Annotated in this window: 11 protein-coding genes; 6 read left to right on the top strand and 5 right to left on the bottom strand. The window is 72.8% G+C overall.

Going from position 1 to position 11,935, the window contains the following annotated elements; translation table 11 throughout:
- Window positions 1-9: 9 nt before the first annotated feature.
- The 3 genes from HUT12_RS24160 (at window position 10) to hisF (ending at window position 1,964) form a co-directional block, all read left to right on the top strand.
- Entirely contained in the window at window positions 10-333 is a 324-nt protein-coding gene (locus HUT12_RS24160) for a hypothetical protein (RefSeq protein WP_131052746.1), read from the top strand.
- 19 nt (window positions 334-352) lie between these two features.
- Window positions 353-1,078 (top strand): bifunctional 1-(5-phosphoribosyl)-5-((5-phosphoribosylamino)methylideneamino)imidazole-4-carboxamide isomerase/phosphoribosylanthranilate isomerase PriA, encoded by a 726-nt coding sequence (gene priA, locus HUT12_RS24155; RefSeq protein ID WP_131052747.1) that lies wholly within the window; start codon window positions 353-355, stop codon window positions 1,076-1,078.
- 118 nt (window positions 1,079-1,196) lie between these two features.
- Complete coding sequence (gene hisF, locus HUT12_RS24150) at window positions 1,197-1,964, top strand: imidazole glycerol phosphate synthase subunit HisF (protein WP_131052748.1); 768 nt, start codon at window positions 1,197-1,199, stop codon at window positions 1,962-1,964.
- A 9-nt stretch (window positions 1,965-1,973) separates the two neighbouring features.
- Here the strand turns inward: hisF and HUT12_RS24145 are convergent, their stop codons facing one another.
- Together HUT12_RS24145 and HUT12_RS24140 are read right to left on the bottom strand one after the other, a co-directional pair.
- Window positions 1,974-2,435, bottom strand: a complete 462-nt coding sequence (locus tag HUT12_RS24145) for a hypothetical protein (protein WP_131052749.1) — start codon at window positions 2,433-2,435, stop codon at window positions 1,974-1,976.
- 141 nt (window positions 2,436-2,576) lie between these two features.
- Window positions 2,577-3,221: a YitT family protein gene (locus HUT12_RS24140; protein ID WP_176094867.1), complete on the bottom strand. Its 645-nt coding sequence runs from the start codon at window positions 3,219-3,221 to the stop codon at window positions 2,577-2,579.
- Between the two features lie 58 nt (window positions 3,222-3,279).
- Here HUT12_RS24140 and HUT12_RS24135 point away from each other — a divergent pair, with 58 nt between their 5' ends.
- Both HUT12_RS24135 and HUT12_RS24130 read left to right on the top strand, forming a co-directional pair.
- The gene (locus HUT12_RS24135; protein ID WP_131052751.1) at window positions 3,280-4,737 is read left to right on the top strand and encodes a PLP-dependent aminotransferase family protein; all 1,458 of its coding nucleotides are present in this window, start codon (window positions 3,280-3,282) and stop codon (window positions 4,735-4,737) included.
- A gap of 70 nt (window positions 4,738-4,807) precedes the next feature.
- Window positions 4,808-6,118: a low temperature requirement protein A gene (locus HUT12_RS24130; RefSeq protein WP_254876941.1), complete on the top strand. Its 1,311-nt coding sequence runs from the start codon at window positions 4,808-4,810 to the stop codon at window positions 6,116-6,118.
- A 73-nt stretch (window positions 6,119-6,191) separates the two neighbouring features.
- On the opposite strand, the gene HUT12_RS24125 is transcribed toward HUT12_RS24130, so the two are convergent.
- From HUT12_RS24125 to HUT12_RS24115, 3 genes are all read right to left on the bottom strand, one after another.
- Window positions 6,192-8,015: a long-chain fatty acid--CoA ligase gene (locus tag HUT12_RS24125; RefSeq protein WP_176094866.1), complete on the bottom strand. Its 1,824-nt coding sequence runs from the start codon at window positions 8,013-8,015 to the stop codon at window positions 6,192-6,194.
- Window positions 8,016-8,153: 138 nt separating this feature from the next.
- Window positions 8,154-9,092, bottom strand: coding sequence for a terpene synthase (locus tag HUT12_RS24120; RefSeq protein ID WP_131052753.1), 939 nt, complete (start codon window positions 9,090-9,092; stop codon window positions 8,154-8,156).
- Window positions 9,093-9,216: 124 nt separating this feature from the next.
- Complete coding sequence (locus tag HUT12_RS24115) at window positions 9,217-9,846, bottom strand: TIGR03085 family metal-binding protein (RefSeq protein WP_176094865.1); 630 nt, start codon at window positions 9,844-9,846, stop codon at window positions 9,217-9,219.
- 147 nt (window positions 9,847-9,993) lie between these two features.
- Here HUT12_RS24115 and HUT12_RS24110 point away from each other — a divergent pair, with 147 nt between their 5' ends.
- A complete protein-coding gene (locus HUT12_RS24110; protein ID WP_254876940.1) occupies window positions 9,994-11,862 on the top strand; it encodes an ABC transporter ATP-binding protein in 1,869 nt (622 codons plus the stop codon).
- The last annotated feature ends 73 nt before the right edge of the window (window positions 11,863-11,935 follow it).

The following is an 11,935-nucleotide window of genomic DNA, read 5'->3' as shown; positions in this document are numbered from 1 at the left end:
GGGGCGCCGGTGAGCAAGGAACGGGCCCGTCGTCGCGCGGTCCGCGAGGCGGAGGCCGCCCGACGTCAGGTGGTCCGGGAACGGGCGATGGCCCGCCGGGCCCGGCGTCGCGCGCTGGTCCGCCGGTTCGTGCCCACCGTCCGCCGGGGGCGCACCGGCCGGTTGCTCCGGTACTCCCGGGGTGAGCGTGCCGCGATCGTGGCGCTGACCCTGGCGGCGGTCGTCCTGATCTGGCTGCTCGTGCCCGACCTGGGGCTGCGGCTGTTGTTGATCGTGTTGTTGTTGCTCGTTCTGCCGGTGATCGTGGTGATCGCCCTGAACCGCCGTTCCTGATCTGGAAGGACCAAGATTCGTGAGCCTCACCCTGTTGCCTGCCGTGGACGTCGCCGACGGCCAGGCCGTCCGACTCGTGCAGGGCGCCGCGGGTAGCGAGACCACCTACGGCGATCCGCTGGAGGCCGCGTTGGCCTGGCAGCAGGACGGCGCCGAATGGATCCACCTGGTCGACCTCGACGCCGCGTTCGGCCGGGGCTCGAACGCGGCGCTGCTCGCCGAGGTGGTGCGCCGGCTCGACGTACGCGTCGAACTGTCCGGCGGCATCCGCGACGACGCCTCGCTGCGGGCCGCGCTGGCCACCGGCGCCGAGCGGGTGAACATCGGCACCGCGGCGTTGGAGGACCCGGAGTGGTGCGACCGGATCTGCGGCGAGTACGGCGACCGCGTCGCGATCGGTCTGGACGTGCGGGGCCGGACCCTGGCGGCGCGCGGCTGGACCCGCGACGGCGGTGACCTGTACGAGGTGCTGGAGCGGCTGGACAAGGCCGGCGCGTCGCGGTACGTGGTCACCGACATCACCAAGGACGGCACCATGCGTGGCCCGAACCTGGACCTGCTGCGGGCGGTGTGCGGCCGCACCGACGCCCCGGTGATCGCCTCCGGGGGTGTCTCGACCCTGGACGACCTGCGGGCGCTGGCGACGCTGGAGCCGATCGGGGTGGAGGGTGTGATCGCCGGCAAGGCGCTCTACGCCGGCGCGTTCACCGTCGCCCAGGCCCTGGAGACCCTCGCCGAGCGGTAAGGAATGGCACCTTGTTACCGCCTGCGGTAGAGGAAGGGTCCCCTGCTAACACGTGAGCCGGCCGGGGGCCCGGGTACGGCCGGTCAGCGCACCGGCACCGGGCGATAGGCTTTCCGGCATGACGGTGGCGGTGCGCGTGATCCCCTGTCTCGACGTGGACGCCGGTCGGGTGGTCAAGGGGGTCAACTTCCTCGACCTGCGGGACGCCGGTGACCCGGTCGAGTTGGCGGCGGCGTACGACCGGGCGGGCGCGGACGAGTTGACCTTCCTGGACGTGACCGCCTCGTCCAGCGACCGGGGCACGATGCTCGACGTGGTCCGGCGTACCGCCGAGTCGGTCTTCATCCCGCTGACCGTCGGCGGGGGCGTGCGTGCCGTCGCGGACGTGGACACGCTGCTGCGTGCCGGTGCCGACAAGGTCGGGGTGAACACCGCGGCCATCGCCCGGCCGGAGCTGATCGCCGAGATCGCGGACCGCTTCGGCCGCCAGGTGCTGGTGCTCTCGCTCGACGTGCGGCGGGCACCGGCGGGCACCACCGACAGCGGTTTCGAGGTGACCACGCACGGCGGCCGGCGAGGGACCGGGCTGGACGCGGTGGCGTGGGCCGCGCGCGGCGCCGAACTCGGCGCCGGGGAGATCCTGCTGAACTCGATGGACGCCGACGGCACCAAGGCCGGCTTCGACCTCGAACTCATCGCCGCGGTACGCCGGGTGGTCGACGTGCCGGTGGTGGCCAGCGGTGGCGCGGGCGAGGTGGCGCACTTCCCCCCGGCGATCGGCGCGGGTGCCGACGCGGTCCTCGCGGCGAGCGTCTTCCACTTCGGGGAACTGACCGTCACCGAGGTCAAGGACGCGCTGCGCGGCGCGGGTCACCCCGTCCGCTGACCCGGGTACTCAGCCCCGGCCGGAGTGGCCCTCGGGCGAGCGGCGGGGCATCGGGACGGAGCGGACCAGATATTCCTGGACGGCGGCGGTGTGCTCGGCCTCGTCGAGGTGCCAGTCCGCGGTGCCGGGCGGGTGCCGTCGACTGAGCACGCCCTGGACGGTGTCGACGGTGGTGGCCAGCCCGGCGCTGGGCCGGGTGCGCCAGAGCCGCTCCCCGTCGGCGGTGATCCGGAACCAGCCGTCGGCGACCTCCACCAGGCCGGCGCCGAGCAGCCGGCGGATCGCTCCCTCGATGTCGTGTCGCTCGGGGAGCGTCCGGTCGAGGTGGTCGGCGGTGGAGATCACGTCGGCCAGGCGTACGCCCTCGGGCCTGCGGGTTGTCGGGGAACGCCGGTGCCTCCCCGCGCCGCTGGCGATCACCAACGAGACGAAGATCCACGCGTCGGTCCGTCGCCAGGCGTTCTCCCCCATGTGGAGATTCTGCCGTCAGCGCGGCGGGAAGGAAACACCACCCGACCCACTGCGACTCTGCGTCACCTGTCGATTGCCGAGGGTTGATGTCGCGGGCGGGTCGCCGGAGCGGCCGGTACGCGGGGTGGCGCGGCGACGTCGTCAGGTGGCGGGCGCGGTCCCGACCGGGGCGGGGCCCGGCTCGGGGGTGTCGAAGACCGGCAGGAAGAACTGCGCGAGGGGCCCGATGGTCAGCGCGTACGCGACGGTGCCGAGACCGACCGTCCCGCCGAGCAGCCAGCCCACGGCGAGTACGGCGATCTCGATGGCGGTGCGGACCAGGCGCAGCGACCAGCCGGGCCGGCGGGCGGCGAGACCCGTCATCAGCCCGTCGCGGGGGCCGGGGCCGAGCCGGGCACCGAGGTAGAGGGCGGTGGCGATGCCGTTGCCGACGATGCCGGCCACCAGCAGCGCGACGCGCACCGGCAGCGGCCCACCGGTGGGCAGCAGGGCCAGCGTCGCGTCGACGGCCAGGCCGATCACCACCACGTTGGCCACGGTGCCGATGCCGGGGCGCTGCCGCAGCGGGATCCAGGTCAGCAGCACCAGGGCGCCCACCAGGATGACCGTGGTGCCCATGGTCAGCCCGGTCAGCCGGGAGAGGCCCTGGTGGAACACGTCCCAGGGGTTCAGGCCCAGCTCGGAACGGATCATCAGCGCCATGCTGAAGCCGTAGAGGGCGAGGCCGACGTGCAGTTGGGTCAGTCGCCGGACCGGCCGGTGGCGGAGGTTGCCAATCAGGGTCACGCGTGCCACTCTAGGGGCCAATCTGGGCGCGCATAGAGCCAATTTTCGGGGAGTGGCCATGGCGAGTCAGGTGCGTGGAGCGCAATTGGCCCGACTGCTCGGCCAGTGGCATGCGCTGCCCGGTCGGCGGCGCAGTCCCGACTACGCCGCGCTGGCCGGCGCGGTACGCGGCCTGCTCGCTGACGGGCGGCTGCCGCTGGGCGTACGCCTGCCGGCGGAACGGGATCTGGCCGAGGCGCTGCGGATCAGCCGGACCACCGTCACCGCCGCGTACCGCGAACTGCGTGACAGCGGGCACCTGTCCAGCCGCCGGGGTGCGGGAAGCTGGACCCGGCTGCCTGGCACACACCGGGTGGCGCCGAACGGTCTCTGGACCCCGCTCGACGACCGGGACATGATCGACCTGGGGGTGGCGGCGCTGGCCGCCCCGCCGGAGCTGCTGCCGGCAGCCCAGGCCGCGACCGAGGACCTGCCCCGCTACCTCGGCGGGGCCGGCTACCACCCGACCGGCATCATCGAGCTGCGGGAGGCGGTGGCCCAGGGTTACACCGACCGGGGACTGCCCACCTCACCCGACCAGATCATGGTCACCAACGGCACCCAGCACGCCCTGGACCTGGTGCTCCGGCTGGCCCTGGCGCCGGGCAGCGGGGTGCTGGTCGAGTCACCGAGCTACCCCAACGCGCTGGCCGCACTGGCCGCCCGACGGGCCCGGATCACCACCCACGGACTGGCCGCCGACGCCACCGGCTGGGACGCCGACCTGATGCTCGGCTCGCTGCGGCAGGTCCGCCCCCGGGTGGCCTACCTGATCCCGGACTTCCAGAACCCGACCGGGCATCTGATGGAGGCGGACCTGCGCGAGCGTCTGGTCTCCACCGCCCACGCCGTCGGCACCGACCTGGTGATCGACGAGTCCTTCGTGGACCTGCCGCTGGACGGCACCGTGCTGCCGCCGCCGACCGCGAGCTTCGACCGGCACTCCCGGGTGGTCAGCATCGGCGGCATGAGCAAGCCCTTCTGGGGCGGTCTGCGGATCGGCTGGATCCGGGCCTCCGCGCCGCAGGTGCAGCGGCTGGCCGCAGCCCGGGTCGGCGTCGACATGTCCAGCCCGGTGCTCGACCAACTCGTCGCCGTGCACCTGCTGGCCGCCGCGCCGGGCATCGTCGCCGCCCGGCGTACGCAACTGGCGGTGCAACGGGACGCGTTGCTCGGTGCGCTGGCCGACCGGCTGCCGGAGTGGCGGGTCACCGTGCCGCGCGGCGGCGTGACGCTCTGGGCCGAGCTGGACGGCCCGATCTCCAGCGCGCTGGCGCGGGCGACCGAGGAGGTCGGCGTACGCCTGGCACCCGGACCCCGGTTCGGCCTGGACGGCACGTTGGAACGCTTCCTGCGGCTGCCCTTCACCCTGCCCGCCGGGGACCTGGTCGAGGCGGTGGGTCGGATCGCCGCGGTCCGCTACGACCTGGACCGGACCGGGCTGCCCCGGTGGCGGGAGCCGAGCGTCATCGCCTGACCGGGGTCGCGCCGGAGCCGATCCGGCTGATCCACCTCGCCCGCCGGTCGACGGCGGGCAGACTGCCGGGGTGGACGGACTCCGGGGGGTGCGGTGGTCGCGTGGGGTGCGACCGGGTGCACCCGGGTCGCGCGCCACCCGCCTGGAACTCTTCTACGACCTGGTCTTCGTCTTCGCCTTCATCCAGGTCACCACGCTCACCGCCGACAACTTCACGCCGCGCGGCCTGCTCCAGTGCGTGGTCGTGCTGGTGCTGCTCTGGTGGGCCTGGACCGGCTTCGCGGTGATCGGCAACCTGGTCCGTACCGACCAGGGGGTGCTGCCCTTCGTGGCGTTCGCCACCATGGGCGGGGCCCTGGTCTTCGCGCTCGCCATGCCGCAGGCGTTCAGCAGCACGGCCGGCGGGCTGTCCGGGCCGTTGGTCTTCGCGATCTGCTACTTCCTGGTCCGGGTCGTCCAGGTGGGTGTCCTGGGCTGGCTGGCCCGGGGCGACCCCGAGCTGCGTCGCCGCTTCCTGGCCGCGATGGGACGGGCGGCAGTGGTCGGCACGCTGGTGCTGGCCGCCGCGCTGCTGCCCCAGCGACTGGCCGACGAGGCGGGCGAGATCGGGCTGCGGCTGCTGTTCTGGATCGCGGCGATCGTCGTCGAGTACGGGGCGGCGGTGGCGCTGGGCAGCAGCAACTGGACGCTGCTCTCGGCCGGGCACTGGGCCGAGCGGCACGCCCTGATCGTGCTGGTGGCGCTCGGCGAGACGATCATCGCGTTGGGGCTCGGCGCCCACTTCGTCGTCGATACGCCGCTGACCTGGCTGGTGATCCTCTCGGGGATGCTCGCGGTGGCGGTGGTCGCCGCGCTCTGGTGGTCGTACTTCGACACGTTGGCGCTGGCACTGGAACAGGTGCTGCACCGCACCCGGGATCCACGGGCCCGCTCGGCGTTGGCCCGCGACGCCTACACCTACCTGCACCTGCCGCTGGTCGCCGGCCCGATCCTGTTCGCGCTCGGGCTCAAGCGGGTGCTCACCGGTGCCGCCGAGCCGGCCACCTCGGCCGGGAGCCTGTTGCCCGCTGGTGAGTTGCTGGTGCTGCACGGTGGCGTGGCGCTCTATCTGGTGACGCTGGTGGCGCTGGGCTGGCGGGTCCTGCGCACGCTGCGGTGGCCGACCGTCGGCGGCGTGTGCCTGCTGGTGCTGCTGCTGCCGGTCGCCGCCCAGGTGCCGGAACTGGTCACTCTGACGTTGCTCACCGTGGTCGTGCTGGCGATGACGGTGGTGCAGACGCTGACCGACGCGTCGCTGCGCCGCCAGGTCCGGGAGGTGGCGATGGCCGAGCAACTCGCCGCCGAGGCGGAGCAGACCACCTGGCGGGGACGCCACCTGTGAGCGGGTACGCCTCGGCCCCGCGCCCGGGAACGGGCGGCGGGGCCGATGTCGTGTACGCCGGTGTCGACGACCGTCAGATCTCGGCGACGGTGCCCGCGTACATCTTGTCGATCTCGGTGGAGAAGTTGCTCTCCACGCCCCGCCGCTTGATCTTGAGTGACGGGGTGATCTCGCCGTCCTCGATGGTCAGATCGCGCGGCAGGATGGTGACCTTCTTGATCGTCTCCCAGCGGTTGAGCTTGGTGTTGAGCTCGGCCACGTACTGCTCGACCATGGCCTTCGCCTCGGGCGAGGAGACGATCTCGGCGTACGGGCGGCCCTGGAGCGGGGTGCCCGCGGCCCAGCCGGCGATGGCGTCCGGGTCCAGCGTGACCAGCAGCGTGCAGAAGTTGCGGGCCTGCGCGATGACCACCGCCTGCGAGGTGTACGGGCAGGTGGCCTTGAACATGCCCTCGATGTGCGACGGCGCGATGTACTTGCCGCCGGACGTCTTGACCAGGTCCTTCTTCCGGTCGGTGATGCGCAGGTAGCCGTCGGCGTCGAGGCTGCCGATGTCACCGGTCCGGAAGAAGCCGTCCTCGGTGAAGACGGCGGCGGTCTCCTCCGGCAGGTTGTGGTAGCCACGCATGACCGGCCGACCCTTGATCAGGATCTCGCCGTCGCTGTCGATGCGGCACTCCAGGTCGCCCATGGCCTTGCCGACCGTGCCGATCCGGAACGCGCCGGGCGGGTTGACGAAGTTGCCGGCGCTGCTCTCGGTCAGCCCGTACCCCTCGCTGATCGGCAGGTTCGCCGCGGCGAAGAACGTGGCGATCTCCGGGCTGAGCGGGGCGGCGCCGGAGACCAGCACCCGGATCCGCCCGCCGAGGCGAGCCTGGAGCTTGCTGAAGACCAGCTTCTCGGCCACCGCGTACTTGAGCTTCAACCCACCCGGCACCGGCTTGCCGGCCTGGTCGAGGGCGACCTTCTCCTTGCCGACGCCGACCGCCCAGGCGAAGATCTTCGCCTTCGCGCCGCCGGCGCTCTGCGCGGTGGTCACCGACTTGTTGTAGACCTTCTCGAAGACCCGGGGCGCGCCGCACATCAGCGTCGGGCGGACCACCGAGAGCAGTTCGACGAGCTTGTCGACCCGCCCGTCCACGTACGTCGGCATGCCGACGTGGGTGGAGCCGCAGAGCAGCGTCTTGCCGAACGAGTGCGACAGCGGCAGCCAGAGGTACTGGAGGTCGTCCTCGCGCAGCAGGCCGACCGCCTCCTGCGCCACGCCCTCCCAGCACCATCCGCCGTGCAGCAGCTCGACGCCCTTGGGGCGGCCGGTGGTGCCGGAGGTGTAGATCAGCGTGGCCAGGTGCTCGGGCCCGATGCCGGCCACGATGCGGTCGACCAGCTCGGGGTCCTCAGCGAGCCGCTGGGCGCCCTGCTCCTCCAACTGGGCGAGGGTCAGTTGGGGCACCGCCGCCGCCGGGTCGGGCTCGCCGTCGAAGAGGACCACGTGGGTCAGCGCGGGCAGGTCCGCGCCGGCGATCTTGGCCGCCTGGGACGGGTCCTCGGCGAAGAGCACCTTGGAGGCGGAGTCGGCGAGGATGTAGGTGGCGTCCTGCGGCTCGGTCGTCGGATAGACCGTGGTCGTCGCGCCGCTGGCGCACATGATGCCGAAGTCGGCGATCACCCAGTCGAGCCGGGTGTTCGCCAGGATCGCCACCGGGTCCTCCTGGCCGACGCCCAGGCCGTGCAGGCCGGCGGCGACCGCCTTCGCCCGCGCGGAGACCTGCGTCCAGGTCAGCCAGACCGGCGCGTTGTCCGGACCGGGGTGGGCGAAAGCGTGGCGGTCGGGGGTAGCCGCCACGCGCTTGAGGAACATGTCAGGAATGGAACGGTACGGTACATCGAGAGCCATCGCTGTAGCCGCCTTCGGGGGTGGAGGCGTGACGGTCGTCACGTCGGTGTTCGTTACCGAAGGGTATTGCCTGCGCCGGGGCATCGGCTAGCCCTGACGATCATCGCCGCCCCCGCACCGGGCGCGGGCGGCGTCGTGCTACGCGTACCGCTCGGCGGCCCGGGACCAGTCGTAGGTGGCCCGGATCCAGTTGCGGCGTGCCGCGAGTGCCGGTCGGACCGCGTCGCCGTGGCTGGTCAGCAACCCGTTCTCGGCGGTCAGGTACGCGCTCAGCCCGGCGTTGAAACGCTCCGCGGCGGCCCGTAGTGCCGCCGACTCGTCGCCGGTCTCCCCGGTCAGCACCGTGACCAGGTTGTGCGCGTCCGGGCCGTCCCGGTTCTCCTTGCCGTAGGAGAAGACGTCGTTGCACCAGCAGACCAGGTCGGCGGCGAGCAGGTCCAACTCGGCCCAGTCGGGATCGGCCCGCTGGTCGGCCGGCGGGAAACCGTCCAGGGCCAGATCGGTCAGCGTGATGCTGGGATAGACGCCACCGGTGTGCCGGCGCATCTGGACGTACTCGTCGACCGGCGGCACCCGGCCGTGTTCGCGGTTGGCCGCCTCCCACAACAGGGCGAGCAGGTAGCCCCGCATGGCCGCGGTGAAGTGCAGCAGCACCGCCGGGCGCCGGTGGGCCCGGACGCGCCGACACAGGTCGGCCAGCGCGAGCCCGAGGGGGCCGGCCGTGCCGGACGTCGCCTCCGTCGACGTGCCCTGGCGGTCCAGGACGTCGAGCAGCGCGGCCACGGTCGGTGCGAGTCGGGTCGGGTCGCTGCCCAGGCCGTCCTCGTCGCAGGCGTCGTCCATCACGAACAGCCAGGAGATCAGGTCCGCCAGCAGCCGCAGGCCGTCCAGCGACGCCTCCGGGCAGGCTCGTCCGGCCAGCCCGGCCGCGTCCGCCCGGCGTAGTCGTTGCCCGTTACTGATCAGGCCCAGGTGGTGCGCCCAGTCGGTGCTCTCTTGGGCGACCTGCTCGGTGTGGTGATGCCGGGCGCCGGAGAACGGGGGCTCCCGCAGGGCCGAGACCGCAAAGCTTCGCATTGGGCTCCCTGTCGCGCCGCTTCCCCACGAGGCGGCGCGGCCAGCGTACGGGAGCAGTGCGAAGGGCCGAACGATCGGACAAATAACGTTTCGGATATCGCCGTGACCGGTTCCGCACAGACGGTTAGAAGCCCAGGTTGGCGCTGCGGAGCCGGTGCGCCGACTCGGCACCGCCCTCGACCTCCACCCGCGCCGCCTGCTGCCGGCCGCTCAGGAACAGCACCAGTTCGCCCGGCGCGCCGATCAGCCCCAGTTCCTCGCCGCCCTGACCGGCGGTCACCTCACCGTGCCCGGGTGCCCGCACGGCCACCCGGGCCGGGAACCGGCGCAGGGCCATCCGGGCCAGGGTGGAGGCGCGCCGCCACAACGACTGCTCCAGTCCGGTCGGCAACGCGCGGGGCTGCCACTCGGGCTGGGCCCGGCGGACGTCCTCGTGGTGGATGAAGAACTCCATCGTGTTGGCCAGCTCGTCGGTGAGCGGGTTGCTCACCGGGCTCCACACCGGTGGCCGGCGTACCTGGTCCAGCAGGTCGGCCCAGTCGAGTGCGGCGATCTCGCGCCGGACGCGCTCGGAGTAGTCGCGCAGCGGCCCGATCAGGATGCCGGCGGCGGCGTCCGGCCGCCGTTCCCGCACCACCAGGTGCGCGGCCAGGTCACGGGTGGTCCAGCCCTCGTTGAGCGTCGGGGCGTCCGGACCCAGGGTCGACATCAGGTCGGTGAGCGCCTCGCGCTCCGACCGGGCGTAGCGCGGCATGTGGTGATCGTAGGCCGAGCGCGGCCGGTCCGCCCGGTTCGTGCCGGCTCGCGAGGTGACGTCAGACATATCGCAGCGGGTCGGCGGGATCGGCGTGCTGCGGTAAGGATGAGTGAGGATTGTGGCGGCTTACGGCGGGGGAGATACGTGGCGAGCGGGACTAGTCGGGAGGTGCTCGGTCGCGGGCTGGCCGTCCTGGGGCGGGCCATCCGGGAACAGCCGAGGATCTTCGCGGTGGCGGTCAGCGGCAGTGTGCTGTTCGGCGTGATGGTGGTGGGCAGCGCGTTCGTGATCGGCGCGGTGGTGGGCGACGTGGTGGTGCCGGCCATCGAGCGCGGTGCGGTCGGCGTCGGCGGGCTGGCCCTGGCCGCCGCCGCGCTGCTCGGGATCAGCGTGCTGCGGGTGGTCGGCATCTTCGGCCGGCGGCTCGGCGCGGGATACATGCAGTACCGCCTCCAGGCCGACTACCGCCGCCGGGTCACCCGCCGATATCTGGAACTGCCGCTGGCCTGGCACCACCGCAACGCCACCGGCACCCTGCTGTCCAACGCGAACTCCGACGTCGAGGCCGCCTGGCACCCGATCGCGCCGCTGCCGTTCGCGGTCGGCACGCTGGTGATGCTGGTCGGCGCCGTGGCGTCGCTGTTCTTCACCGACTGGGCGCTGGCCCTGGTCGGGCTGGCCGTGTTCCCGGCGCTGTTCGCGCTCAACGTGGCCTACTCCCGCCGGATGGCACCGCGTCAGGCCCGTGCGCAGCGGCTGCGTGCCGAGGTCAGCGAGATCGCGCACGAGAGCTTCGACGGCGCGCTGGTGGTCAAGACGATGGGTCGGGAGGCCCAGGAGACCGACCGGTTCGCGGCCCGCGCCGGCCAACTCCGCGACGCGCTGATCTCGGTCGGTCGGCTGCGCGGCGTCTTCGACCCGATGCTGGAGACGTTGCCCAGCCTCGGCACGCTCGCCGTGCTGGTGGTCGGCGCGTACCGGTTGCAGCAGGGTGCCATCTCGGTCGCCGAGCTGGTCAGCGTCGCCTTCCTCTTCACCGTGCTGGCCTTCCCGGTGCGGGCCATCGGCTGGGTGCTCGCCGAACTGCCGCGCAGCGTGGCCGGGTGGGACCGGGTCCGCCGGGTGCTCGACGCCACCGGCGAGATGCCGTACGGCGACACCCGGCTGGACCCGCGCGCGGAGGCGCCCGCCACGCTCTCCTTCGCCGACGTCACCTTCTCCTACGAACCCGCCGAGGCGCACCTGCCCGGCACCGAGGTGCTCGGCGAGGTCACCTTCACCGTGCCGGCCGGCAAGACCGTGGCCCTGGTCGGGCCGACCGGCTCCGGCAAGTCCACGGTGGCGTCGCTGGCGGTGCGGTTGGTCGACCCCCGCGCCGGGTCCGTACGCCTCGACGACGTGGACGTACGCGAGCTGGCCGCCGATTCGCTGGCCGGCACCGTGGCACTGGTGGCGCAGGTGCCGTTCGTCTTCGACGACACCGTCCGGGCCAACGTCTCGCTGGACCGGGCGGGCGTCGACGACGAGGACGTCTGGGCCGCGTTGCGGCTGGCCGAGGCCGACGGGTTCGTCGCCGCGCTGCCCGACGGGCTCGACACCAGGGTCGGCGAGCGGGGCACCTCGCTCTCCGGCGGGCAGCGGCAGCGGCTCACCCTGGCCCGTGCCCTGGCCGGGCGTCCCCGCCTGCTGGTGCTCGACGACGCCACCAGCGCGGTCGACCCGCGTGTGGAGGCCGCCATCCTGGCCGGGCTGCGCTCCTCCGCGGCGGGCGGTCCCGGCGCGTCGATCCTGGTGGTGGCGTACCGCCGGGCCACCATCGCCCTCGCCGACGAGGTCATCTATCTGGAGCAGGGCCGGGTCGTCGCGCGGGGCACCCACGCCACGCTGCTGGCCACCGTGCCCGGCTACGCCAACCTGGTCACCGCGTACGAGCAGGCCGAGGTCGACCACGAACGGCAACCGACGTACGACGAGGTCACTCCGATGACCTCCGGCCTGGAGGTGGACCGGTGAGCGCGAGGAACGCAGCGCAGCGGAGTCCCGCAGTCGCGAACGAAGAGTGGGCCCGGATGAGCGCGAGGAACGC

Source organism: Verrucosispora sp. NA02020, assembly GCF_013364215.1.
Taxonomy (GTDB): Bacteria; Actinomycetota; Actinomycetes; order Mycobacteriales; family Micromonosporaceae; genus Micromonospora.
Note: the sequence above shows the minus strand (reverse complement) of the source record. Positions and strands in the feature narration are given on the sequence as shown.

What these genes read in the sequence shown, in the direction of transcription:
- hisF (WP_131052748.1), top strand. Translation starts at nt 1,197, where the DNA reads ATGACGGTGGCGGTGCGCGTGATCCCCTGTCTCGACGTGGACGCCGGT.
- HUT12_RS24135 (WP_131052751.1), top strand. Translation starts at nt 3,280, where the DNA reads ATGGCGAGTCAGGTGCGTGGAGCGCAATTGGCCCGACTGCTCGGCCAG.
- HUT12_RS24115 (WP_176094865.1), bottom strand. Translation starts at nt 9,846, where the DNA reads ATGCCGCGCTACGCCCGGTCGGAGCGCGAGGCGCTCACCGACCTGATG.
- HUT12_RS24145 (WP_131052749.1), bottom strand. Translation starts at nt 2,435, where the DNA reads ATGGGGGAGAACGCCTGGCGACGGACCGACGCGTGGATCTTCGTCTCG.
- HUT12_RS24120 (WP_131052753.1), bottom strand. Translation starts at nt 9,092, where the DNA reads ATGCGAAGCTTTGCGGTCTCGGCCCTGCGGGAGCCCCCGTTCTCCGGC.
- HUT12_RS24125 (WP_176094866.1), bottom strand. Translation starts at nt 8,015, where the DNA reads ATGGCTCTCGATGTACCGTACCGTTCCATTCCTGACATGTTCCTCAAG.